The sequence below is a fragment of the Flavobacterium sp. MMS24-S5 genome, from assembly GCF_050320125.1.
In the GTDB taxonomy this organism is placed as follows: domain Bacteria; phylum Bacteroidota; class Bacteroidia; order Flavobacteriales; family Flavobacteriaceae; genus Flavobacterium; species Flavobacterium tyrosinilyticum.
On record NZ_CP190016.1, the window covers coordinates 1087620 to 1111372 of the forward strand.

Below are 23753 nucleotides of genomic sequence, written 5' to 3' on the forward strand. Positions count from 1 at the left end.
AAAAAACTTAGCGCCTTTGCGCCTTTGTGGCAAAACACCATAAAGCTCCAAAAAAAGAAAAAAAAATCATTAAACGTTTGCTGTCCTTCTTACCCTCTTTTTTACTGCGCCATCAAATCTCTCTTGATTGTAAAAAGAGGGCTAAGAAACAGGAAACAAAAACTCAATCAAAATGGAAGAAATCTTAAATCAATACGAAACGGTTCATGCAAGCGATGCTACAATTTGGTTCAAAGCAGGTAAAGTAGAAGATTTTCCAACCAACCGAGGAGGCTGCATCAAATACAAAAACAAACAAATTGCGATTTTTAATTTTACGCGTCGCAACGAATGGTACGCTTGTCAAAATGCTTGTCCGCACAAAATGGAAATGGTGCTTTCAAGAGGAATGACTGGATCTGCAGATGATATTCCGAAAATTGCCTGCCCGATGCATAAAAAGACTTTCTCATTAGTTGACGGTTCAAATTTAAACGGCGAAGAATATAGCATTGCAACTTATCCGATTAAGATTATCGAAGATGAAGTTTTTGTTGGCTTTATAGATTAAATGGATATTTTCTTCCGCCACTAATTCACGAATATTTGTGTACAATTTGTGTCATTAATTTCACTAATATAATTCGTTTTCATTCGTGAATTCGTGGCGGAAAAAAAATAAACACCAAGTTAAATCCAAAAAATCCTTTAATCTGTGGCAAAAAAACAAAAACAATAATTCGTGCTAATTCGTGAAATTCGTGACGAAAAAAAACATAATTCCGTATCTTTGAAATTCTATTATCAAACCAAAAAATGACTACACCTTTTCAAAAAGCAAGCGAATGGATTGATGCTGAAAACGCTCAGGATCCAAACATCGAATTAGACCAAAACACCGAATATCCAAAAGAATTATTGTATTCAAACAGGATGTACGAAAGACTAATGCAGTTTGAACCTAATGCATCCGAAGAAATCCAGATTGCATCAAAAGCACAGCACATCTGCCGATGGAAAGTGGCTCGTGAATCGTACCCAATGGATCGCGTAGGTTATTTAAAATGGAGAGAAGAACTGAAAAAATTCCATGCAAAAACTACTGCTGAAATTCTCGAAAAAGCTGGATATGATCAGACTTTCATCGATCGTGTTTCTTTCTTAATTGAAAAAAAACTACTTAAAAAAGATGCCGAAACCCAATTGCTAGAAGATGTAATTTGTTTGGTATTTTTAGAATATTATTTAGAACCTTTCGTCCACAAACATGATGAAGAAAAGCTAAAAAATATCATCAAGAAAACTTGGGATAAAATGTCGGACAAAGGGCATCAGGAAGCTTTAAAAATCAATTATTCTGAAGAAAATTTAAACCTAATAAAAGCTTCTTTAGGATTGTAAAAAATATGAAATGAGCTAAAGCGAATTCCATTTTCCTATAGAAAGACAAATATTATCTTCGAATGAAAAAAAGCAATCAGGAAGCTGCAGAAAAAATCACTTTCAAAAATTTACGCCGTCTGTATTTTTTTGCGCTTCTTACTATTGCCTTAACTATAATCATAAGTCAGTTTTTAGTACAATACAATCTGAATCAGCAGTTAAGCGATTCTAAGATTATCAATTTTTCTGGTAAACAAAGAATGCTAAGCCAGAAAATTGTAAAAGAAGTTCTCATTTTACATTACGTTTCTGATTCGGCTACAGCCAAAAAAACTTCGCATTTAAAAGAAGTTCTAGAAATTTGGAAAAAGAACCAAAACGCACTGAAAAACGGCAGTGACAGTTTAGCTTTTCCAAAAGAAAAATCAGAAACACTTTCTATATTATATCTTGAAATCAATCCGATTTTCAATAAAATTGCACAAACTACAGATTCTTTTTTATTAAATCTGCAACAGAAAAAATCGGCTTCTGAAAATCAAAAATTGGTTCAGATTATTTTAGAAAACGAAGGCGTTTTCCTTTCAAAAATGAATCAGATTGTAACCCAATACGATCTTGAAGCGCACGAAAAAGTAACCGAACAGCGCCGAATCGAATATTGGATTTTTGGTTTTACACTTTTAGTTCTTCTTCTAGAATTCTTCTTCATTTTCAAACCAACCAACAAGAAAATCGAAAGGTTAATTGCCCAACTTTTATCTTCTGAAAAGAAAGCTTTAAAACTGGCATACGACACCGAAATCATTAGTGAAATCAAAGAAAATTCGGTAAAAGAATTAAAATCGCTCAATTACGCGATGGAAAATACTTTGCTGTATTGCCGAATTTCACCAGACGGTTCCATCATTCACATCGGAGAAAAATTTGCCAAACTTCTTAATTACACTAAGTTTTTATCTAACAAAAAATTCTCTGAAGTACTGACTGAAGACGAAAAAGAACAGGTTAATTTTGACCGTTTAATTTTCGAAAAACAGCGCAGCGGCTGGCAAGGCGAAATCAAAATTATAAATAAAGACGAAAAAGAAATCTGGCTCGATTTGTCGATGGTTCCCGTAATGATCAAAAAAGACGAATTGGAACTTTTGATTGTTTGTTTCAACATTACCGAACGCAAAAAAGCGCAACGCGAGGTTGAACGTTTAAACCTTGAAAACACAACCGAAAAAATCAATCAGCAAAAGATTATTTCAAGCAAAATCGTTGAAAATCAAGAAAACGAACAAAACCGAATCGCCAAAGAAATTCACGACGGAATTGGTCAAATGCTTACCGGTTTAAAATTTAGTTTAGAAAGCATCAATTTAGATGACAGAGAAAAATCAGAACAAAAAATTGAGTATTTAAAAAAACTTTCATTAGACATTATAAAAGGTGTCCGCACGGCAACTTTCAACTTAATGCCACCAGAATTGAGCGATCACGGAATCGTTTCTTCTTTAGCAAAACTCACTCAAGAACTTTCAAAACTAACCGGAAAAGAAATCCTGTTTTACAACAAAACTGATTTTGACCAGCGTTTAGATTCCTTAATCGAAATCAACATTTATCGTCTCACACAGGAAGCGATCAACAACGCGATTAAATATGCTGAATCGTCACATATTATTGTACAGCTTTCGCACAGCGAAACACTTTTAAGCATCATCGTTGACGATAACGGAAAAGGTTTCGACGTGAATTCAGTCGATAAAAAACGCAACAGCGAATCTGGAATGGGACTTTTATTCATGAAAGAAAGAATCCAATACATCAACGGCCGTGTTTTTATGAACTCCATTCCTGGCGAAGGAACGAGGATTACTTTTAATATTCCGATTCTTAAATAGAAATTCCAATCTTTTTAAATTCCAAATTCCAAGCCCCATACAATAAATAAACTTGCCAAAGTTGACCACAATTTTGTCAGGCTGAGCGGAGTCGAAGCCCACGTAATCTAAATCCAATCTTTATAGAGCTACTTGTAGAGATTTCTCCTTCGTCGAAATGACAAATATTGCGCAAATAACTTTGTCAAAGTTAACCTCAATTTTGTCAGGTTGAGCGGAGTCGAAGCCCACGCAATCTAAATCCAATCTTTATAGAGCTACTTGTGGAGATTTCTCCTTCGTCGAAATGACAAAAAATGAGAATAAAAAATTGAAATTTGTTATTGCAATTGTCATTGATATTGCAATTTTTTCTAATGATTTTTTAATGTTGAAGTTTGGAATTTTAAAAAATTGGATTTTTAAATAAAAAAAGTACGTATATTAGCATCTTCTTTTTAGATGAATATACGTAAAAATAGAGAATCAAAATTAAGTAAACTATGAGCAATATCATTCGAGTAGTATTGGCAGATGACCATGTTTTTGTTAGAGACGGAATCAAATCCTTGCTGGAAAATGAAGCAAACATTGAGGTTGTAGGCGAAGCAATCGATGGTGCAGATGCTCTGGAAGTAGTTGCCGCAACGCAGCCAGATTTACTTATAGTAGATATTCGTATGCCTAACTTAACTGGTATCGAGGTAGTAGAAAAACTTAGAAGCGAGAATAACAACGTAAAAATCATTATGCTTTCTATGCATGAATCAGAAGAATATGTGTTGAAATCGATAAAAGCTGGCGCCGATGGTTATTTACTGAAAGGTTCGAGCAAAGAAGAATTCCTAAAAGCTTTACACAGTGTTGCTGGTGGAGGCAAATATTTCAGCGGTGATATTTCTTCCATTTTAATCAGTCAACTCACTAATTCATCGCCATCTTTAGAACCTAAGCAAACCTTGGGTGAAGAAATGATGATAACAAAAAGAGAAAAAGAAATCTTGACGCTTCTTTTATCAGGAAAAGGAAATAAAGAAATCGCTGAAGCGCTTGACATCAGTAAAAGAACTGCCGAAGTGCACCGTTTCAACTTGATGAAAAAACTGAAAGTAAAAAACCTAATGGAACTTTCAAACAAGGCGGCTGAGTATTCTTTAATTTAAAAATACGTATAAATACGTAATTATTTTTCAAAAACTGCGTTTTAGCAGGTTTTAACTAAGTTATAGTACTTATTTTTACATAAAAATATAAGTGCTATGAAAAATACAAACTCACTATCGCAATCACACAAAATTTTATTTTTGAACACATTGGCATTTACAGTGTGTTTTGCCTGCTGGACATTAAACGGGGTTCTGGTAACCTTCTTAGTCGATAACGGAATTTTCCATTGGGATGTTATACAAGTTGGATGGCTTTTGGGCATTCCAATTTTAACAGGTTCAATCATGCGTCTTCCTATCGGAATTTTAACTGATAAATTTGGCGGAAAATATGTTTTTTCACTTTTACTGCTTCTAAGCTCAATTCCGTTATTCCTCCTTCCCTACGCCGACAGTTTTTTCATGTTTGCCGTACTTAGTTTCTTCTTCGGAATGGTCGGAACCAGTTTTGCAGTCGGAATTGGCTACACCTCTATCTGGTATCCAAAAGAATGGCAAGGGCGCGCTTTGGGAATATTCGGAATGGGAAATGCAGGCGCAGCAATTACCACTTTTTTAGCGCCTTCTCTATTAAACCATTTCTCAATTGATGATCCGCAAAATGGCTGGAAACTTCTTCCAATTATTTACGCTATTTCCTTGGTTGTAATTGGGGTTGCGTTTTTAATTTTCGCTCAAAACAAGAAAATAGAAAGCAACGGTAAAACTATTTCACAAATGCTTACCCCGTTAAAATCGCAAAGAGTTTGGCGCTTTGGAGCCTATTACTTCTTAGTTTTCGGCTGTTTTGTGGCCTATTCTCAATGGTTATTGCCAAATTTCATGAACGTGTACCAAACCAGTTTGGTTATGGGAGGATTGTTTGCAACAATGTTCAGTTTACCATCTGGAGTAATCAGAGCTTTCGGAGGTTATTTATCTGATAAATTCGGAGCTAGAAAAGTAATGTATTGGGTTTTGGGCTCTTCAGTAATTTTGAGTGCTTTATTGTCGATTCCTAAAATGGAAATTACAACTTCTGGCCCTGGAATCTTAGCAGCAAAAAAAGGCGTTGTAAACGTAATCAGCGACAAAACCGTAAAAATTGGAGATAAAGAGTATCCAATTGTGCAAAAAAAAGCCAATGGTAATGAAAATGCTATTTTTCCCACTTCTACAAGCTGGCAAGATGTTGTAGTTACACATAATCAAAGTGTAGCTAAAAAAGAACTGATAGCCAAAGGAGTTACCGTTATTAAATTTGATGCTAATATGTGGGTGTTTTTAATTTTAGTAATTCTAATTGGAATTTCTTGGGGAATCGGAAAAGCAGCGGTTTACAAACATATTCCAGAATACTTCCCAAATGAAGTTGGTGTTGTGGGCGGAATGGTCGGAATGATTGGCGGTTTAGGCGGATTCTTTGGACCAATTATCTTCGGATACTTATTAACTGCAACAGGAATCTGGTCAAGTTCATGGATTTTTATTTTAATCTTCTCAACTGTCTGCTTAGTTTGGATGCATTACACTATTACACAACTATCTAAGGAAAAAGAAGTTAAAATAAGTAAAGCAAAATTAGAGCCTGCTTATTAGACTTAGATTAAAAAAAAATTAGAAACATGATCTTAATCATAGTTTATGACGGCATTTTCTTATAAATTTACCTTCGATATAAATACAAGAATTTTATGAAAAAACTTAAACTAATTTTAATACTTATCGTAGGATTAAGTTTTGAAATCCAAGCTCAAGAATTAGATGTAAATCTGCAAATTAGGCCACGTTTTGAATATCGTAACGGTTACAAACAACTTTTACAAGAAGGACAAAAAGGAACTTCTCAAATTTCGCAGCGTTCTCGTCTAAACTTCAATTACAAACAAGACGATTTAATTTTAAAATTAACTTTCCAAAACACAAGAACATGGGGAGATGTTGCTCCTGCTATAGTTGCTGATAAAAATGGAGTCGCTGTTTTTGAAGCTTGGGCGCAATATAATTTCACTGAAAAATGGAGCGCCAGAATGGGACGTCAGGTTCTTTCTTATGATAATCAGCGTATTCTTGGTGAAATGGATTGGGCACAGCAGGGCCAAAGCCACGATGCGTTAACGGTTTCTTTTCATGATGAAACTCAAAAATTAGATTTTGGAGGCGCTTACAATTCAACAGCAGAAAATGTTGTACAAACTCCATATACCGTTGCCAATTATAAAGCAATGCAATACGCTTGGTATCATAACCAATTTAATGAAAAATTAGGCGCAAGCTTTTTATTGCTTAACACAGGTTACGAATACGCAAATGCCGATGCAAAACTATTAGTTGATTACAAACAGACTTTTGGTCTTATTTGACTTATAAAACAAGTAAAATCGATAGTAACTTTTGGGTATACGGGCAAACAGGAAAAAGTACCGATTTGCAAGTAAGCGCTTGGAATGCTGCCGCAAATTTTAATTATAACATAACTGATTCTTTTAAAGCTGGTTTAGGTTACGAATTTTTATCTGGTAAAGATTCAAATGATGGAAGTACTGTAATCAAATCCTTCAACCCAATTTTTGGAACCAACCACGGATTCAACGGTTACATGGATTATTTTTATGTTGGAAATCACTTAAACAATGTTGGTTTGCAAGATGCTTTTATCAAATTGAATTACAATGTAAACAAGTGGCAATTTGCTTTGATTCCGCACGTATTTTTAGCTGCAGCGGATGTAGTGAATGTTCCTCTTAACGAAAAAATGGATTCTTATTTAGGAACTGAAGTTGATGCAACTTTTGGATATAATTTCAAAAAAGACATTACAGTTACAGGAGGTTATTCTCAAATGTTCGGATCTAAAACGATGGAATTTATTAAAACTGGAGATGCCGGTCATACCAACAATTGGGCATGGTTAATGGTTTCTGTGAATCCAAGAATTTTTAGCTGGAAAAAATAATTTTTCTTTAAAATTAACTCATAAAAAATCCCTTTTTCCCATTTCGAAAAAAGGGATTTTTTTTCATCCCCAAAAACTTCATTATTTGTTTTAATTATTTATATTTGAAGCGATTATGAACCCCCAATTCTATCCTAATGAAACCATTTCTAAAATTGTCATTGGTGACTTTTATTGTCACGCAAACAGGCATTGCTCAAAAGTACAATGATGCCTTAATTTCTAAAAATTCTGAAATAAATTTTGCCAAAACGCAAAAAAGAGGAATCAAGAAAAACAACATTGTTTATTATGTTGAGAACGATTTACAAACCATTTCTGCCTACAAAAGAAGCAAATTGAAATGGCAAACCAATGTAATTTCTGTTTGCGGAAAACCAAAAAAAGGAGAACCTGAAATTAGATATGTTGGTTATAATTCAGACAAACTGCTTATCGTTATCGGAAAACATAATTTTGCTGAAATTGATGTAAATAGTGGCGAAACTAAATTTGTTGGCTAATCTCATAAAAGTATACTTAAAACATAGTAAATCTTACCCTTTTTCAGTTTTGGAAAAGGGTATTTTTTTGACGAAATTATGAAAGCAACATTATGCTATAATTTGTACTTTCGTTAGCAACAAAAACTTTTCTTTATTAATCAATCTGAAAGCAAAAAACTGTGAAAAGACTAAAATATTCGTTAGTATTAGGATTAAGCACAAGTATCTTTTTAACCCTTTATATTAGTCACAAAGGAGAATATAATTTTAATGTTATACTTTTCAGTGCTGTCTTTATGTTTATTTTTATTACAATAATATCTTATTTTAAGATGTTTGCCAACATAAACAATAAAGAAATTAATTTTCAAGAATTAAAAAATATAATCTATTCTGGAAGAGCAAATCATTACTTAAATGGAATCGCAGTTGGTGGTAATCTATACTTAACAGATAATCAACTAATCTTTCAAACCAACATCCTTAATTTTATACAAAAACACGAATGTATAATTAATTTAAAGGATGTTACTTTAATAGAATTTGAAAAAACTTTAGGAATGGTCAACAACGGATTATTAATAAGAACCGAAAATGGTTTAAAAGAACAATTTGTTGTAACGAACAGAGAACAATGGAAAAATGAAATTGAAAAAAAGCAGAAAACAGGATTGTAAAATCAATTTAAATCCATTAAAATAATGAAACTCATCGCTTGGAATTGCAACATGGCATTCAGAAAAAAAGCTCAATATATTCAAGCTTTAAATCCTGATATTGCTGTAATTTCTGAGTGCGAAAGTCCTGAAAAACTCAAATTTCAAGATGGCATAAAATTACCTTCGGATATTCTTTGGTATGGCGCAAATCCAAATAAAGGAATTGGCGTTTTTTCGTTCGGAGATTATAGGTTTCAATTGCTAGAATGCCATAATCCAACTTTCAAAAACATTCTTCCAATTGCCGTAACAGACGGAAAAATTGACTTTACTCTATTTGCTATTTGGGCCAATAATCCTGCAGATAAAGAGGGCGCTTATGTAACTCAGATTTGGAAAGCAATTAATTACTACGAAGATTTAATCAAAGAAACTAAAACCATACTAATTGGCGATTTCAACAGCAATACAATTTGGGACAAACCTCGAAGAGCAGGAAATCATACAGCAGTTGTAAATAAATTGGCTGAAAAGAATATTTTTAGCACTTATCATAAATACTTCAATCAGATTCAAGGCAAAGAAGAACATCCAACTTGGTATTTGTATCGTCATGAAAATAAACCCTATCATCTTGATTATTGCTTTGCTTCAAATGATTTTATGGAAACTTTAGAAAGCGTGGAAGTTGGTTCTTATAAAGACTGGACTTTGTACAGCGACCACAAACCTTTAATCGTTAAATTTACTTTATAATTTGAGACCTTTAATTTAAAATATGTCTGAACATCAAATCAATAATACAATAATGAAGAAACTCGCAGCCTTACTATTTATTATTTCTATTATACTATTTACAAGCTGTAAAAAGGAAATTTCAGATCTGGAATTTGAAAAAAAAGTAATGACCGAAATTTTTCCGAGCTTAATTGATTCAACTTGCATGGATACAAGGCTATTTACTAACTTTCCTCCTGAGTATGGTGAATCAATATTTGATAAAACAGGGCATTATATTGGTGTTGACAGCACAAAAGCAACAAAAGAGCAAAAACAAAAATTATTGGAATGGAAAATTAATACTGAAAAAATTAAAAAGGACACTTCTAAAATCATAATAGCATTTAATCCTATAATTGAATATAGCAACGAAGATTTAAAAGAATATCTTGAAAAACACTTTAAAAATACCAAAGCATTTGTTCCAAAAGAAAAAATTTACAATGAATACATCCTTGACTTTCAAAAAATCAAACTCAATAACAGATTTGAACTACGACATATAAATCAGTTCCCAAAAGAAAGAGGCATAATTTGGCTGACTAAATACAACTTCAATTTTTCAGGTGCTATTTTCTTTTCGAGAATACAATTTGATCAAAATAAAAAATTTGGTGTTTTAAATGGTGGATTTGCATGCGGAAGGCTTTGTGGACAGGGATTTAGAATTTATATAAAAAAAACAGATCAAAAGTGGATAATAGATAAAATTGAAGAAACGTGGGTTTCTTAAAAATAAACTTTAAATTTAATTTAATAAATGAACAACACTTGGACTCAGCGTTGGGATGACCGTTATAAAAGCGAAGAATTCGCATACGGCGAAGAACCCAACAATTATTTAAAAGAACAAATTGAAAAATTAGAAACAGGCACTATTCTTTTTCCTGCTGAAGGCGAAGGAAGAAATGCCATTTTTGCAGCGAAATTAGGCTGGAAAGTTTCTGCTTTTGATATTAGCGAAGAAGGCAGAAACAAAGCGCTTCGTTTGGCAGAAAACAATAATGTTTCTCTTGATTATCAAGTTGGCGAACTGGAAACTTTAGATTTTCAGGAGGGACAATTTGATGCGATTGCTTTAATCTATGCACATTTTCCCGCTACCATAAAATCTGAAATTCATAAACAACTTGACAAACTTTTACGAAAAGATGGGATTCTAATTTTTGAAGCTTTCAGTAAAAAGCATTTAGAATACGTTACCAAAAACGAAAAAGTTGGCGAACCAAAAGATATCGAATCTTTATTTTCACTAGAAGAAATCAAAGCTGATTTCCCTAATTATGAAATCATTGAATTAGAAGAAAAAGAAATTGAACTCAACGAAGGCTTATTCCATAACGGAACTGGCTCTGTAATTCGATTTATTGGCAGAAAAAAATAAATCACACTCGACGTAGAGACGCATGCGGTAAAGACGCACTGCAGTGCGTCTCTACAAAAAAAAATCAAAATTTTTACATCAACATAAAACCTTAGCATCTTAGAATCTTAGCAACATAGATTAAAAATACTTATGCTCCATAATTTCAGATCTCAACTCTGAAACTTCTAAAATCCCAACACGTTTTCCTTCCGTTTTAATCAATGCTTCTTTTTTAAGGCTTGATAAAATACGTATTGCTTGTTCTTCTGTAGTTCCTGCAAAGTCTGCAATTTCCTTTCGCGAAAGCTCGATATCAATCAAACCATTAGTTTGTCCGAATTTGCGATGAATATAAAGCAGCAAATCAATTACACGTTCACGAACATTCATGTGTGCAATCTTGCGGATATTGTTTTCGCTTTTGTTCAATTCTTCCGCATAAAACAGCATCAAAGCATAAGTAAATTCAGGAACTTGCTGTAAAATCTCGAGCATCGTTTCATTACTAAAATTACACAAAACCGTATCTTCCAGCGCATAAGCACCAATTAAATAACGTTTACTCGTTCCAAATCCGCGGAAACCAATAATGTCACCATTTGCGGTTAAACGAACAATTTGTTCACGACCGTTAATTCCGGTTTTTACTGTTTTAGCCTTTCCTTTGCAAATAAAATAAAGACCTTGCAACGGTGCACCTTCTGTAATAAATCGATCTGTTTTTTTACAGGTAATACTTTGCTTTTTAGAAACATAACCTGCCATCTGTTCTAAATGCAGATGTTTCTTGATAAAACAATTTTCATTGACGCAGGAATAACAAACGGTTTGCTCTTCTTTCATGAGTCCTAAATTTTAACAGATTAAAAACTAATTTGTTGTTCCTCATTTATTTTCATCAAAATTAAAAAAATAAATCTAAAAAATACGTATAAATACGTAAAAATACTTATTTTTGCATAAGTACTTTTCTAAAGTCAGATCAATCAATAAAAATAGTATCTCTAAATAGAACTCTAATGCAAACTACGAAGATCAAAACTACCTGTTCCTACTGTGGCGTTGGCTGTGGTATAATTGTGACCAACGATGCAAAAAATGGAGTAATGGTAGAAGGCGACAAAGATCATCCTGTAAACAAAGGAATGCTATGCTCTAAAGGGATGAACTTGCACTACGTAGTTAATGATACCTCTGACAGAATTTTGTACCCTGAAATGCGAGGAAGTAAATCCTATCCGCTGGAACGCGTCAGTTGGGATACCGCTCTTGACCGCGCTGCTGCTGTTTTTTCTTCTATTATAAAAAAACACGGACCAGATAGCGTTGGATTTTATATTTCTGGACAATGTCTAACTGAGGAATATTACTTAGTCAATAAACTTGTAAAAGGTTTTCTAAAAACCAACAATATAGACACTAACTCGAGACTTTGTATGAGTTCTGCTGTTGTGGGTTATAAAAAAACTTTTGGAGAAGATTCTGTTCCAATTGCTTACGATGATATTGATTTGGCGGACACTTTTTTAATTACAGGAGCAAATCCTGCTTGGTGCCACCCTATTCTTTTTAGAAGATTAGAAAAACACAAAGAGAAAAATCCGAAAACCAAAATAATTTGTATCGATCCTAGAAGAACCGATACGGCTGCTTTTGCCGATTTACATTTGCAGATTATTCCAGGCTCAGATATTATTTTATATCATGCCATTGCCAAACGCATTATCGAAAAAGGTCACGTCGATCATGATTTCGTTAAAAATCACGCCGAAAATTTCAAACAATATAAAGACCTTGTTTTAGGAACTTCTCTTGAAAAAGCATCTAAACTTTGCGGAATTTCTGTAAACGATATTAAACTTGCTGCCGATATTATCGGAAAAGCAAAAGGTTTTATTTCGCTTTGGGCGATGGGATTAAATCAAAGTGCTGTTGGCGTTGATAAAAATACGGCATTGCTAAATTTATCTTTGTTAACTGGACAAGTTGGAAAACCAGGTTCTGGGCCATTTTCATTAACAGGTCAGCCTAATGCTATGGGCGGACGCGAAGTTGGCGGAATGGCAACACTTTTGGCAGCGCATAAAGACATTGCCAATCCAACACATCGTAAGGAAGTTGCTGATTTTTGGGGCGTTGACGAAATTTCAGACAAACCAGGTTTAACGGCAACAGAAATGTTTGAAGCCTTAGAATCTGGTAAAATGAAAGCTGTTTGGATTATCTGCACCAATCCGCTTGTGAGTTTACCTGACTCTAGAAGAGCCGAAAAAGCGCTTAAAAATGCAAAATTCGTAGTTGTTCAAGATATTTCGCATAATGCTGATACAGCCAAATTTGCCGATTTATTATTGCCTGCTGCGGGTTGGTTAGAAAAAGAAGGAACAATGACCAATTCGGAGCGTCGTATTTCATATCTGCCAAAAGGAATCAATGCTCCTGGAGAGGCACTTCCAGACATTGAAATCTTAATTCGTTTTGCTAAAAAAATGAATTTCAACGGATTCAATTTCAACAGCGCCGAAGAAGTTTACAAAGAACATTGTGCACTTACCAAAAACACGAATATTGATATTTCATTTTTAAATTATAATCGTTTAAAAACCGAAGGAACTTTTCAGCTGGCCCGTTCCAGATTATAATCATCCGGGAACTCCACGATTGTTTACGGATAAAAAATTCTATACGCCTTCTGGAAAAGCGATTTTTAATCTTCCCGTTTCAATCGAAAATACTTCGGTACAGCCTAACGACGAATTCCCCTTTATTTTAACCACAGGAAGAATTCGCGACCAATGGCATACGATGACAAAGACGGGAAAAGTCTCTCGTTTGTTAACGCATATTCCAAGTCCTGTTTTAGAAATAAATCCGATTGATGCTTTTAAAAACGATATTAAAAATGGAGATATTGTGGTGGTTTCAAGCAAAAACGGAGAAGTTCGCGTAAAAGCAAAAGTAACCGATTCGATCAAAGAAAAGGTCGTTTTTCTGCCGATGCATTGGGGAAAACAGCTTGAAAATGATTTGAATAGAACGAATAATTTAACGAACAACGTTGTCGATCCAATTTCAAAAGAACCTGATTTTAAGTTCACAACCGTTTCGATTAAAAAATACGTAAAACCATTTCAGAAAATTGCCATTGTTGGTGCTGGAGCGGCTTCTTTCCGATTCATTCAAAACTATCGTGAATTCAATTCAACTGATGAAATTATTGTTTTTTCGAATGAAGTAAATCCGTTTTACAATCGTGTTTTGCTTCCCGAATATATGACGGGCGAATTCAGTTGGGATCAGCTTTTAAAAGTTAAAGATGGCGAAACTTTCAATAAACTGAAAATTACCATGAAAGCTGGCGTGGCAATTGAAAAATTAGATTCAAAACAAAAAACAATTGTTGACAGTCAGGGAGAAATTCACACTTTCGATTCTTTGATTTTAGCAACAGGAAGTCGTCCGTTTATTCCAGAAAATGCACAGCTTCATCTTTCTGGACGTTTTACCGTTAGAAGAAAAGAAGATGCCGACCGTTTGAAAAAACACTTAGACAATACCAATCTTCCGCCAGAAGAACAGCATGTTGTCATTATTGGTGGAGGATTATTAGGTTTAGAATTGGCTGCGGCTTTAAAGCATAAAAAAGTAAAAACTACAATTGTTCAGAGAGCTTCACGTTTAATGGAGCGCCAATTGGATCTGATTTCAAGCAAATTATTGGCCGAAGAAGTACAGCTTCGTGACATTCAGATTTATTTTGATAATGAAGTCAGCACCGTTTTTGAAACCGATAATCCGAATGAAATTGAAATTGCTTTAAAGAGCGGAAAAATTATTACGGCAAATGCAATTGTATATACGATTGGAACTATTCCGAATATCGAAATTGCTCGCGAAAGCGGTTTAGCCTGCGGACGCGGTGTAAAGGTAAATCAGTATTTACAAACTTCAAATCCTGATATTTTTGCGATTGGAGAAATAGCAGAATTTGATAATAAGTTATTCGGAATCACTTCTGCCGCCGAAGAACAAGCTGATATTCTAGCAAATTTCCTTGCGGGCGATATTAGCAGTTATTACAAAGGCTCGATTTTAATGAATATTCTAAAATTAGAAGACATTAATCTTTGCAGTATTGGCGATCTTAACATTCCAGAAAATGATGATTCCTATGAAGAAATTGTTTTTGCAGATTTGAAAAAACGTTATTACAAAAAATGCATTGTAAAAGATGATCTTTTGGTTGGGGCGATTTTAATGGGCGATAAAAACGAGTTTGCCGAATTTAAAACGATGATTGAAAGCAAAATCGAATTATCAGACAAACGAAATACGCTTTTAAGAGGAAGCTCAAACGCAAAACCAGTTTTAGGAAAATTAGTTTGTTCCTGCAGCCAAGTTGGAGCTGGAAACATCGAAGAAACAATTAAAAACGGTGTAAGTGATTTTACGGATTTATGCAAAAACACAGGAGCAGGTTTAGGTTGCGGAAGCTGCAAAACGGAAGTAAAGGAGATATTGGCGAAGTGCAAGGTTTAGCCGCTTTTGTTATGTTGTGTTGATCTAAACGCAAAGTTCGCAAAGGTTATTCGCAAAGTTTCGCAAAGAATAATATTCTCTGCTTAAAATTGTTTTCTTTCGAAAAAAGTTCGCAAAGCTATGCGCTAAAATCTTTACCCAAAGCTTTGTGAACTTTGGCAACTTATTATAAAATAAAAAAACTTTGCGAAAAACCTTTGCGAACTTTGCGGTAAAATTTATGTTCAAAATAAAGCAACTTGAAACCAGAAACAAAGAAAACCTGAAACAAAAAGAAAAAATGGAACTAACTAGATTAATAGTAAAAGGAGGCGTTATTTCGCCAGGAGAACTTAGGGAAGTTGTAAACATCGCTTTAGAAGAAGGTTTGGATTCAATTTCGTTTGGTTCTAGACAAGATATTATTTTTCCGAAAGGATTTAAATCTTTGGATAAAACCACTTTAGGAAAACATCATTTTGTTTTTCCAGATCAAAAAAGTGGTAACAATATTGTTTCTTCTTATGTTTCGACAGACATTTTCAGAAATACCAATTGGCTTACTGGAAATAGATTTTTATATATTTTGGAAGAATTTAAAGAACAGCCAAAATTAAAAGTTAATATAACCGATCCGAAGCAGCAATTAGTCCCTTTGTTTACAGGTCATTTGAATTTCATTGCTTCAGAACATGAAGATTATTGGTATTTATACATTCGCCTTCCAAAATGGGAAAAAATAGAAGTGTATCCTGTTTTGATTTACAGTTGGGATTTGGCTAAGATTTACTACGAAATCGAAAAAATTTCAGAAGAGGATGCAATTGACATCGAACTGCTTTTCACTTTGGTCAGCGAAGCTGTAGACACTAATAACAGAACAATCGATAAACCATTAAATATTCCTTTTTACCCATTTCCTTATTACGAAGGAATGAACAGAATGGGAATTGATCAATATTGGCTGGGATTATACTGGAGAAATAATTTATACGATTTAGATTTTCTGAAAGAAATGTGCGATTTGTGTTTTGAGTGCAAAATCGGGAAAATCTGTATTACGCCTTGGAAATCTTTTATTATAAAAGGAATCCCGAAAGACCGAAAACTAGAATGGGAAAAATTCTTAGGAAAACGCGGCATCAATGTTCGACATTCGCTATTAGAATTGAACTGGCACTTACCCGTTGCGATGGAATGGGCTTTAAATCTAAAAACTTTTTTGGTTAGAACATTAGATCAATTCGACATCAGTACTTACGGATTGAACTTTGGAATTTCAGAATACAATCGTGACGGGCATTATTTTACTTCGATTGTCATCGAAAAAAATGAACTTCCTATAGCTTTAGAATCGATCAAAATCAGAGATACTTATAATGTATTGTTCGCCAAGAATTTCGATCCAAATACTCGCGAATATATCGTGCATTCACAAGATATTGATAAGCTCGAACTGCCAACTATTTTAATTGAATTAAGCCGAAAATATTTTGAAGAGCTAGGAAACACAACATCTGAAACCACCGAAAAACAACAGAAAAAAGAAAAACCACAACAGGATATTTACCAATGTCAGGAATGCTTAACGCTTTATAATTCAGAATATGGAGACGAAACTCAGGGAATTCCAAAAGGTCTTTTGTTTGAAAATCTTCCAGAAACGTATTGCTGTTCTCTTTGTGAAGCACCAAAAAGCAATTTTAGAATTTTGGAAACAGTTGAAAATTAATAAGTTCTACTATTTCTGTATTTAAAAATTGCGTATATTTAGCTTAACTAAGAATTTACGTTAAAGCATTATACTTCAAAAGCTTTAAAACCACTTGGTTAAGATCTATTTATTCAATAAAAAATACAGTTATGATAAAAAGAACAACACAATCTTCTGCTGATAAAGCTGCCGATGTTCCGGCAGAAACAGCTGTAGAAAGCACTACAGAAATACAACCAGAAACTAAGACAACAATTAAAAGAACTACTAGGACTGCAGTAAAACCAGCAACTGCAAAAACAGCTACAACAAGAACAGCTGCTGCAAAAGCACCCGCAGCGACTGTTAAAACTGCTGCAAAAACACCTGTAAGAGCAGCTTCTAAAACAGCACCAAGAGCTACGGTAAAAAAAACTGCAACAACATCTGCAAAAACAGAACCTATCGTTTCTGAGATTGTAGAAATTAAAACCAATGACGTTGCAGAAAGCAAACCTGTTGTAACTGTTGAAAAAATTGGCAAAGAGAAAAATGACATAAAATCAAAGCTAAAAGCTAAACTTAAAGCAAAAAAAGAGAAAGAAAAGAAAAGAGAAAAAGCGATTAAAGCTGTTATCAAAAAATTAGAAAAAGAGAAAAAAGCAAAACTAAAAGCAGCCGAAAAGAAAAAAGAAAAGGCTAAAAAAGCGAAAGCTAAGAAAATTGCTGATAAAAAAGCGAAAGCACAGAAAAAGACAAAAGCTAAAAAGAAAAAATAATTTTGAGAAAGGTTTGACTTTAAAAAAGTTAAACCTTTTTTTATTTTCATTAGCAATGTCACATACAGTTTGTCATTCTTGTAAAAGTTACTTATTTCGGTAACGTATTTATCATTTCAATTGGCTTTTTTCCATCAATTCCCTGATGTGGTCTTTCATGATTGTAATAATATAAATATTGCAGCAGTTCCTCTTTTAGTTCTTCTTGAGAATCAAAGTCAGTATCTCGTAATAAATCCTCTTCCAGAGTTCTCCAAAATCGCTCTACTTTACCATTTGTCTGCGGACGGTAAGGTCTGGTGTATCTGTGTACGATCCCAAGTTCCATAAGCATTCTTTCAAAAGGATGCTGATTTTTTACCTTGCTTGTTTTAATTCCAAATTCAGCTCCATTGTCAGATAATAACTCTTCAAATTTTATTTCATAATGGCTGCTTAGAATATTTAAGCATTTTAATGAAGCAAACATTACGGTTAAACTGGTTATATCGGGAACCAATTCTGCCCAGGCAATCCGGCTGTAATCATCAATTACACAGACTAAATACAGTTTTTTGTTTTCTCCGCGAATTATGCTTTTACTTAAGTAATGGCAATCAATATGACCCAGCTGTCCCATTCTTTCTTTGATTATTTTCTGATGATTCTTTTTAATCTTCGGAGTTAATCTATTTATTTTATGCCGTTTTAAAATATTATAAACTCCAGAATATGATGGTGTATGTTTTCCTAATTTGGGATTTAAGATACTAACAATTTCATATTTGTTGTTTCCTTTTTCTCTTAATTCAACTACTTTTTGCTCTATAAAAGGCAAAGGGCGCCTGGTTTTATATTTTGGACCTCGCTTTTGAGGCAATAAATCTACAGCCTTACCACTTTGCTTATAGCGGTTATAATACTTTAAAAAACTTTTTCGGCAGGTATCATTTGCTGTGTAAAAATCCATTGCTTTTTTATGCACTGGATGAGTCTTGTTTTTTACCTGCTCGTATTCTCTTATTAAAAAACGATATTTCTCTAAATAGTTTCTCTCTAATGTCGAATCCTGACTGTTATTTCTCATCGCAACAAAATTTATTAAAGTTAAATTTTGTTACCGAATTATCTAACCTTTACAATTCTGATTTCTATGATAAAAATGATAAAACTAGGAGGTTAAGGCTTCGACTTCGCTCAGCCAGACAAACCTTATGTCATCCTGAGCGAAGTCGAAGGACTTATAACGATGGGTCACTCATAACTCATAACTCACAATTCATAACTAAAAACTCCTACCCCCCAATCGCAATCATACTGCGATTGTCAAAATGTTTTTTAGGATCGTCCATTTCATCCATCGTAACCATTCCTGCGCGGACTTTCTTTTTGTTTTGAATGGATTCTGAAATTAACTCGGTAATCGATTCTCCATTTCTAAACGCCGTCAGCAAATCGGTTTCTGAATTAGAGAAAAGGCAGTTTTTTATTTTTCCGTCTGCCGTCAAGCGGATGCGGTTGCAGCTGTCACAAAACGGATTTGTAATGGAACTGATAATTCCGAAATCGCCTTGGAACCCTTTAATTTTATAATTTCTGGAAGTGAAGTTTTTTTCGTCTTCTAATTTCAGAATTTCTTCTGAAGAAAATTGAGTTTCAACTAAAGATAAAATTTCTTGTTGTGAAACCATTTTGCTTCTGTCCCACTCGTTTCCTGCAAAAGGCATAAATTCAATAAACCGAACCGAAATAGGCAGAAACTGAGTCAGTTTTACAAAATCTACAATTTCGTTATCATTAAAACCTTTCATCAAAACCACATTTACTTTTACCTGAAAATCATGATTTAAAAGCAAATGCAGATTATCAATTACCTTTTCAAACTGGTTTCTAAGCGTTATAGAAGTAAATTTAGAAGCAACTAAAGTATCTAAACTTAAATTGATTTTTTTTACTTTAAACTGCTTTAAGACATCAATATGACGATCAACTAAAATTCCGTTTGTTGTCATGGAAAGTGAAATGCCAAGCTCTGATAATTTAGAAACAATTTCAGGAAAATCCTTTCTCAGCAAAGGTTCTCCACCTGTTAATCTTATTTTGTCAACACCATTTTTCACGAAAGTTTCAGCAATTGCAAAAATCTCATCAGCTGTCATTAAACTCGCTTTTGGAGATAAGGCAATTCCATCCGCCGGCATGCAATATGTACAACGCAGGTTGCATTTTTCCAGCAGCGAAATGCGCAGATAATTATGCTTGCGCCCAAAACCATCCGTCAAAATAGTGTTAGAGGCTATCATGGTTTTTTCCTTTTAAAATATGAAAAACGTGCATTACGTGTGGAAAAACTGCATCCATAGATTCTCTTACGCCATTTGTTGAACCCGGCAAAGCCAAAACTAAACTTTTACCTAAAGTGCCCGCAACACTTCTAGAAAGCATTGCATACGGCATTCTTTGCTGACCGTAATTGCGAATGGCTTCTTCTATTCCTGGAATTCTGCTTTCTAATAATGGTTCTAAAGCTTCTGGTGTAACATCTCTTGGAGATAATCCAGTTCCGCCTGTAAAAATAACCAGCTGATTTTCTTTAGCGAAAGCTTTTGTTTTTTCCTGAATAATATCCAATTCATCTGGAATGATTTCGTAATGCGAAGTTTCAACTCCGTATGAATCCAGTTTTTCTACAATTGTTTTTCCAGAACGATCTTCTTTATCACCGGCAAAAATCGAATCAGAACAAACGAAAACTGCTGCTTTAATTACATTCGGGAATTTATTTTTGAAAGACGATTTTCCGCCTTCTTTATTAATTAATTTGATAGTCGAAATTTCGATTTCCTTGTCAATTGGTTTTAGCATATCATACATTGTAAGCGCTACAATTGATGCGCCATGCATGGCTTCAACCTCAACTCCCGTTTTATAAACGGTTTTTACTTTGAAAATAATATGAATGTCTAGACCTTCGATATTGTATTCTACAGAAGTAAATTCAATTGGAAGCGGATGACAATCTGGAATGGACAAATGGGTATTTTTGACCGCAAAAAGTCCAGCCGTTTTTGCCATTTCAAACACGTTCCCTTTTGGCACTAAATTGTTGACAACAGCATCAATTGTTTCTTGCTTGCTAACTTTTACAATTGCAGTTGCAGTTGCGACTCTTAATGTGCTTATTTTATGCGTAATATCTACCATTATAATTTTTTAGGTATTTTGTTTCCAAGTGAATGTATCGTTTTCGAACATTTCTTTACCAAAAATCGGAACATCGGTTTTAATCCAGTTTACAATGGCTTCTGTAGCTTCATAAACTTGTTTGCGACGTGTTGCCGAAACAAAAACAAATAGACAGATTTCGCCCGCTTTTACAACGCCTAAACTGTGGTAAATGTGCATGCAGGTTAAATCGAATTTAGCAAACGCTTTTTCGCGGATTGCATACAAAGCTTCATTTGCCATGTCTGTATACGCCGAATAATCTATTGCTACGACGGTATTGTCGTGAATAACATCGGCACGGACTTGTCCCAGAAAAATATTATGCGCTCCAATCGTATGTTTGGATTGATGTTTAGCGATCGATTCCGCTATAAATTCAGGAGCAATTGGCCCTTCTACAAATACATTTTTACTCATTTTTATGTTTTTTAATAAGGCCTTTAAAAGCCATTCATCAAACTTTTCAATTCCTTTGTTCTGCTAATGGTAAGCTGCATTTTACAATCTGCGTACATTTTATTTGCTATGACACCACCGTAACCTTCTGGATAGCTTTTAAATTTACAATTTGAATCTCTAAATTTTATCCAGTCTTTTTGAGAAACGACTAAAGCTGTCTGATCTTTTGTTCCTAATTTCTTTTTCAGCTGATTATAAACTTCATTCAATTCTTTATCAGCTTTATCATAAGCTTCATAAAGCTCCGTTTCGTCAGTAGCATCAATATGAGTTTGTGAAAACCCAAATTGAGAAAAACAAAAGAACAAAAACAATCCGAAAATAACTTTTTTCATAGTAGCCGTTATTAATTAGTTTTACTGGATTTTTTCATGCAATGATTGTTTCATCGCTAAAGCACCATCAGAAATACTTTTTACATTTTTAAATTGATGTTTTTGAAGCAATTCAGCTGCAATTTTACTTCTGATTCCAGATTGGCAAAAAACGTAAATAGTTTGATTTAAATTCAGTTTTTTAATTTCATTTTCTAGATTTACCAACGGAATCTGAAGGCTGTTTTTCAAATTTATTTTTGGTAGTTCGTCTTCATTTCTAACATCTAAAAAAAGAACCTCATCTTTTTCTATTTCATCCAAAATAAGCTCAAATTCTATTTCTTCAACCTGATTTTCAGATGAATTATATTTCTGTTCAAAATCTTCTTTGGTCATTTCTACTTCTGAACTTTTTTCGAAATCATATTTCTGCTGCTCATTTTTCAAAATATTATAAACCAGAATCTTTCCGCTTAAAACTTCTCCAACTCCTAGAATCATTTTTATGACTTCATTCGCTTGAAACATTCCAATAATTCCAACCGAAACTCCTATTACACCAGCATCTTCACAATTTAATGCACTATTATTTTCATCTGGATATAAGCAGCGATAGGTTGGTCGTTTTGATAATTGAAAACCGAAACTTGTCCTTGAAATCTAAAAATAGATCCGTAAACCATTGGTTTATGGGTTGCGAGACAAGCATCATTAATCAAATATTTAATTGCAATATTATCTGTTGCATCAACAATAATATCATAGTTTTCAAATAAGGAAATGGCATTTTTACTTGATAATTTCTCTGCAAAAACATTCACTTTAATAAGCGGATTCAGTTCTGAAATCATCGCTTTTGCTTCAGCCGCTTTTCTTTTTCCAACCGCTGAACTTTTGTAAATTACCTGTCTATGAAGGTTCGAAATTTCGATAAAATCATCATCAACAATTCCGATTTCACCAACTCCTGCACCTGCCAAATAAGGCAGAATTGCGGCTCCCAAACCTCCTGCACCAATAACCAAAACTTTAGCTTTCAGCAATTTGTACTGGCCATCCTCTCCTATTTCAGGAAGAATAATTTGTCTGTTATATCGTGAAGTTTCGCTCATTTAGGTTTGGTTTAGCCTCCGGCAAATGGTGGCAATAATGCTACAATATCACTAGTATGTAAAGTATAATCTGAAGTTTTAGAAACTATTTTCTGATTTACAGCAACGCTGAAAGTCAGCAAATCAAACTCGTATCTTTCGTTTAAATCCTGTAATAATTGCTGCAATGACAATTCTTCCGAAAAAGATAATTTTTCGAATTCACATTTTGTTTTTTCAGCAACAGCTCCAAAATATTTAACCTCGATCATTTTTATAAATTTAAATTCTGAAAAATAAATTCGTCTTCAAAGTGTTCTTGAAAATACGAAATCCAACTTGATGTATTTCTCACTACTTCGCCAATCACAATAATGGCAGGCGATGATATATTTTTTTCAGCCACCAATTTAGTAATTGTATTGATAGTTCCAATTACTTTTTGCTCTGAGTTTTTTGTTCCATTCTGTATAATCGCAATAGGTAGATCGTCATTTCTGTTTTCTTGATAGATCGAAATGATTTCGTCTAATTTATGCATTCCCATTAAAATAACCACCGTTGCGGCCGATTTTGATGCTAACAAAATATCTTTTGATAATTTATGATCTGAAGTCGTTCCTGTAATAACCCAAAAGCTTTCGGCAACTTTACGTTGTGTCAAACTGATTCCGACTGAAGCAGGAACTCCTAAAGCAGATGAAATTCCAGGGACAATAGCCGTCTCGATTCCGAAATCTTCTGCAAATTCGATTTCTTCACTTCCTCTTCCAAAAACAAACGGATCTCCGCCTTTTAAGCGTACAACATGTCCATAACGATTTGCCATAGAAACAATCAATTCGTTAATCTGATCTTGTGTGTAGGCATGACAGCCTAAACGTTTTCCAACAAAAACAATTTCTGCATTTGATGCATATTCCAGTAATTCTTCGTTTACTAAAGCATCGTACAAAACCACATCGGCACTTTTTAAAGCTTTAATTGCTTTTATAGTAATCAATTCAACGTCGCCAGGACCTGCGCCTACAATCGTCAATTTTGGTGTTTTTAAATTTCGCATAG

Annotated in this window: 23 protein-coding genes and 2 pseudogenes; 15 read left to right on the plus strand and 10 right to left on the minus strand. The window is 33.9% G+C overall.

Annotation, left to right across the window (positions count from 1 at the left end; all coding sequences use genetic code 11):
- The first annotated feature begins 172 nt into the window (after positions 1-172).
- The 12 genes from nirD to ACPWTF_RS04760 all read left to right on the plus strand — a co-directional run bounded on the left by nirD (position 173) and on the right by ACPWTF_RS04760 (position 10642).
- Complete coding sequence (gene nirD / locus ACPWTF_RS04705) at positions 173-550, plus strand: nitrite reductase small subunit NirD (RefSeq protein ID WP_427874612.1); 378 nt, start codon at positions 173-175, stop codon at positions 548-550.
- A 245-nt stretch (positions 551-795) separates the two neighbouring features.
- Positions 796-1380, plus strand: a complete 585-nt coding sequence (locus ACPWTF_RS04710) for a DUF4202 domain-containing protein (RefSeq protein WP_427874613.1) — start codon at positions 796-798, stop codon at positions 1378-1380.
- Positions 1381-1442: 62 nt separating this feature from the next.
- A complete protein-coding gene (locus tag ACPWTF_RS04715; protein ID WP_427874614.1) occupies positions 1443-3254 on the plus strand; it encodes an ATP-binding protein in 1812 nt (603 codons plus the stop codon).
- Positions 3255-3736: 482 nt separating this feature from the next.
- Positions 3737-4396 (plus strand): response regulator, encoded by a 660-nt coding sequence (locus ACPWTF_RS04720; protein WP_379795307.1) that lies wholly within the window; start codon positions 3737-3739, stop codon positions 4394-4396.
- A gap of 96 nt (positions 4397-4492) precedes the next feature.
- Positions 4493-5977: an MFS transporter gene (locus ACPWTF_RS04725; RefSeq protein WP_427874615.1), complete on the plus strand. Its 1485-nt coding sequence runs from the start codon at positions 4493-4495 to the stop codon at positions 5975-5977.
- A 95-nt stretch (positions 5978-6072) separates the two neighbouring features.
- A complete protein-coding gene (locus ACPWTF_RS04730) occupies positions 6073-6741 on the plus strand; it encodes an alginate export family protein (RefSeq protein ID WP_427874616.1) in 669 nt (222 codons plus the stop codon).
- The gene (locus ACPWTF_RS04735) at positions 6738-7334 is read left to right on the plus strand and encodes a hypothetical protein (RefSeq protein ID WP_427874617.1); all 597 of its coding nucleotides are present in this window, start codon (positions 6738-6740) and stop codon (positions 7332-7334) included. The genes ACPWTF_RS04730 and ACPWTF_RS04735 overlap by 4 nt, the downstream gene beginning before the upstream one ends.
- A gap of 137 nt (positions 7335-7471) precedes the next feature.
- Positions 7472-7837, plus strand: a complete 366-nt coding sequence (locus ACPWTF_RS04740) for a hypothetical protein (RefSeq protein ID WP_095930462.1) — start codon at positions 7472-7474, stop codon at positions 7835-7837.
- A gap of 161 nt (positions 7838-7998) precedes the next feature.
- Positions 7999-8496, plus strand: coding sequence for a GRAM domain-containing protein (locus ACPWTF_RS04745; RefSeq protein ID WP_427874618.1), 498 nt, complete (start codon positions 7999-8001; stop codon positions 8494-8496).
- Positions 8497-8520: 24 nt separating this feature from the next.
- Positions 8521-9234, plus strand: a complete 714-nt coding sequence (locus ACPWTF_RS04750) for an endonuclease/exonuclease/phosphatase family protein (RefSeq protein WP_427874619.1) — start codon at positions 8521-8523, stop codon at positions 9232-9234.
- A gap of 22 nt (positions 9235-9256) precedes the next feature.
- A complete protein-coding gene (locus ACPWTF_RS04755; protein ID WP_427874620.1) occupies positions 9257-9991 on the plus strand; it encodes a hypothetical protein in 735 nt (244 codons plus the stop codon).
- A gap of 27 nt (positions 9992-10018) precedes the next feature.
- On the plus strand, positions 10019-10642 hold the full coding sequence (locus tag ACPWTF_RS04760; RefSeq protein ID WP_427874621.1) for a class I SAM-dependent methyltransferase: 624 nt from the start codon (positions 10019-10021) through the stop codon (positions 10640-10642).
- A 120-nt stretch (positions 10643-10762) separates the two neighbouring features.
- On the opposite strand, the gene ACPWTF_RS04765 is transcribed toward ACPWTF_RS04760, so the two are convergent.
- Positions 10763-11467, minus strand: coding sequence for a Crp/Fnr family transcriptional regulator (locus ACPWTF_RS04765; protein WP_427874622.1), 705 nt, complete (start codon positions 11465-11467; stop codon positions 10763-10765).
- 176 nt (positions 11468-11643) lie between these two features.
- On the opposite strand from ACPWTF_RS04765, the pseudogene ACPWTF_RS04770 reads away from it, so the two are divergent.
- The 3 genes and pseudogenes from ACPWTF_RS04770 to ACPWTF_RS04780 all read left to right on the plus strand — a co-directional run bounded on the left by ACPWTF_RS04770 (position 11644) and on the right by ACPWTF_RS04780 (position 17614).
- Positions 11644-15163, plus strand: a pseudogene (locus ACPWTF_RS04770) (molybdopterin-dependent oxidoreductase).
- 280 nt (positions 15164-15443) lie between these two features.
- Complete coding sequence (locus ACPWTF_RS04775; protein WP_427874623.1) at positions 15444-16874, plus strand: rubredoxin; 1431 nt, start codon at positions 15444-15446, stop codon at positions 16872-16874.
- A gap of 131 nt (positions 16875-17005) precedes the next feature.
- Positions 17006-17614, plus strand: a complete 609-nt coding sequence (locus ACPWTF_RS04780; protein WP_427874624.1) for a hypothetical protein — start codon at positions 17006-17008, stop codon at positions 17612-17614.
- A gap of 91 nt (positions 17615-17705) precedes the next feature.
- Here ACPWTF_RS04780 and ACPWTF_RS04785 read toward each other — a convergent pair whose 3' ends face one another.
- The 9 genes and pseudogenes from ACPWTF_RS04785 to cobA all read right to left on the minus strand — a co-directional run bounded on the left by ACPWTF_RS04785 (position 17706) and on the right by cobA (position 23751).
- Positions 17706-18680, minus strand: a complete 975-nt coding sequence (locus ACPWTF_RS04785; RefSeq protein WP_427874255.1) for an integrase core domain-containing protein — start codon at positions 18678-18680, stop codon at positions 17706-17708.
- Between the two features lie 208 nt (positions 18681-18888).
- A complete protein-coding gene (gene moaA / locus ACPWTF_RS04790) occupies positions 18889-19896 on the minus strand; it encodes a GTP 3',8-cyclase MoaA (RefSeq protein WP_427874625.1) in 1008 nt (335 codons plus the stop codon).
- Complete coding sequence (gene moaCB / locus ACPWTF_RS04795) at positions 19883-20797, minus strand: bifunctional molybdenum cofactor biosynthesis protein MoaC/MoaB (protein WP_427874626.1); 915 nt, start codon at positions 20795-20797, stop codon at positions 19883-19885. Before moaCB ends, moaA begins: the two co-directional genes overlap by 14 nt.
- Before the next feature lie 9 nt (positions 20798-20806).
- Positions 20807-21238: a molybdenum cofactor biosynthesis protein MoaE gene (locus tag ACPWTF_RS04800; RefSeq protein WP_035648088.1), complete on the minus strand. Its 432-nt coding sequence runs from the start codon at positions 21236-21238 to the stop codon at positions 20807-20809.
- Positions 21239-21261: 23 nt separating this feature from the next.
- Complete coding sequence (locus ACPWTF_RS04805) at positions 21262-21615, minus strand: lysozyme inhibitor LprI family protein (protein ID WP_427874627.1); 354 nt, start codon at positions 21613-21615, stop codon at positions 21262-21264.
- Positions 21616-21636: 21 nt separating this feature from the next.
- Entirely contained in the window at positions 21637-22098 is a 462-nt protein-coding gene (locus tag ACPWTF_RS04810) for a rhodanese-like domain-containing protein (RefSeq protein WP_427875731.1), read from the minus strand.
- Positions 22072-22709 (minus strand): annotated as a pseudogene (locus ACPWTF_RS04815) (HesA/MoeB/ThiF family protein); the annotation flags it as partial. The gene ACPWTF_RS04810 and the pseudogene ACPWTF_RS04815, both read right to left, overlap by 27 nt.
- 11 nt (positions 22710-22720) lie before the next feature.
- Positions 22721-22960 carry a MoaD/ThiS family protein gene (locus ACPWTF_RS04820; RefSeq protein ID WP_427874628.1) on the minus strand — a complete coding sequence of 80 codons (240 nt, stop codon included), beginning with the start codon at positions 22958-22960 and terminating at the stop codon, positions 22721-22723.
- Between the two features lie 2 nt (positions 22961-22962).
- The gene (gene cobA / locus ACPWTF_RS04825) at positions 22963-23751 is read right to left on the minus strand and encodes a uroporphyrinogen-III C-methyltransferase (RefSeq protein WP_427874629.1); all 789 of its coding nucleotides are present in this window, start codon (positions 23749-23751) and stop codon (positions 22963-22965) included.
- Between the last annotated feature and the right edge of the window lie 2 nt (positions 23752-23753).

Coding starts and splice junctions, on each gene's coding strand:
- nirD (WP_427874612.1), top strand. CDS start 173: ATGGAAGAAATCTTAAATCAATACGAAACGGTTCATGCAAGCGATGCT.
- ACPWTF_RS04710 (WP_427874613.1), top strand. CDS start 796: ATGACTACACCTTTTCAAAAAGCAAGCGAATGGATTGATGCTGAAAAC.
- ACPWTF_RS04715 (WP_427874614.1), top strand. CDS start 1,443: ATGAAAAAAAGCAATCAGGAAGCTGCAGAAAAAATCACTTTCAAAAAT.
- ACPWTF_RS04720 (WP_379795307.1), top strand. CDS start 3,737: ATGAGCAATATCATTCGAGTAGTATTGGCAGATGACCATGTTTTTGTT.
- ACPWTF_RS04725 (WP_427874615.1), top strand. CDS start 4,493: ATGAAAAATACAAACTCACTATCGCAATCACACAAAATTTTATTTTTG.
- ACPWTF_RS04730 (WP_427874616.1), top strand. CDS start 6,073: ATGAAAAAACTTAAACTAATTTTAATACTTATCGTAGGATTAAGTTTT.
- ACPWTF_RS04740 (WP_095930462.1), top strand. CDS start 7,472: ATGAAACCATTTCTAAAATTGTCATTGGTGACTTTTATTGTCACGCAA.
- ACPWTF_RS04750 (WP_427874619.1), top strand. CDS start 8,521: ATGAAACTCATCGCTTGGAATTGCAACATGGCATTCAGAAAAAAAGCT.
- ACPWTF_RS04755 (WP_427874620.1), top strand. CDS start 9,257: ATGTCTGAACATCAAATCAATAATACAATAATGAAGAAACTCGCAGCC.
- ACPWTF_RS04760 (WP_427874621.1), top strand. CDS start 10,019: ATGAACAACACTTGGACTCAGCGTTGGGATGACCGTTATAAAAGCGAA.
- ACPWTF_RS04765 (WP_427874622.1), bottom strand. CDS start 11,467: ATGAAAGAAGAGCAAACCGTTTGTTATTCCTGCGTCAATGAAAATTGT.
- ACPWTF_RS04775 (WP_427874623.1), top strand. CDS start 15,444: ATGGAACTAACTAGATTAATAGTAAAAGGAGGCGTTATTTCGCCAGGA.
- ACPWTF_RS04780 (WP_427874624.1), top strand. CDS start 17,006: ATGATAAAAAGAACAACACAATCTTCTGCTGATAAAGCTGCCGATGTT.
- ACPWTF_RS04785 (WP_427874255.1), bottom strand. CDS start 18,680: ATGAGAAATAACAGTCAGGATTCGACATTAGAGAGAAACTATTTAGAG.
- moaA (WP_427874625.1), bottom strand. CDS start 19,896: ATGATAGCCTCTAACACTATTTTGACGGATGGTTTTGGGCGCAAGCAT.
- moaCB (WP_427874626.1), bottom strand. CDS start 20,797: ATGGTAGATATTACGCATAAAATAAGCACATTAAGAGTCGCAACTGCA.
- ACPWTF_RS04800 (WP_035648088.1), bottom strand. CDS start 21,238: ATGAGTAAAAATGTATTTGTAGAAGGGCCAATTGCTCCTGAATTTATA.
- ACPWTF_RS04805 (WP_427874627.1), bottom strand. CDS start 21,615: ATGAAAAAAGTTATTTTCGGATTGTTTTTGTTCTTTTGTTTTTCTCAA.
- ACPWTF_RS04810 (WP_427875731.1), bottom strand. CDS start 22,098: ATGATTCTAGGAGTTGGAGAAGTTTTAAGCGGAAAGATTCTGGTTTAT.
- ACPWTF_RS04820 (WP_427874628.1), bottom strand. CDS start 22,960: ATGATCGAGGTTAAATATTTTGGAGCTGTTGCTGAAAAAACAAAATGT.
- cobA (WP_427874629.1), bottom strand. CDS start 23,751: ATGCGAAATTTAAAAACACCAAAATTGACGATTGTAGGCGCAGGTCCT.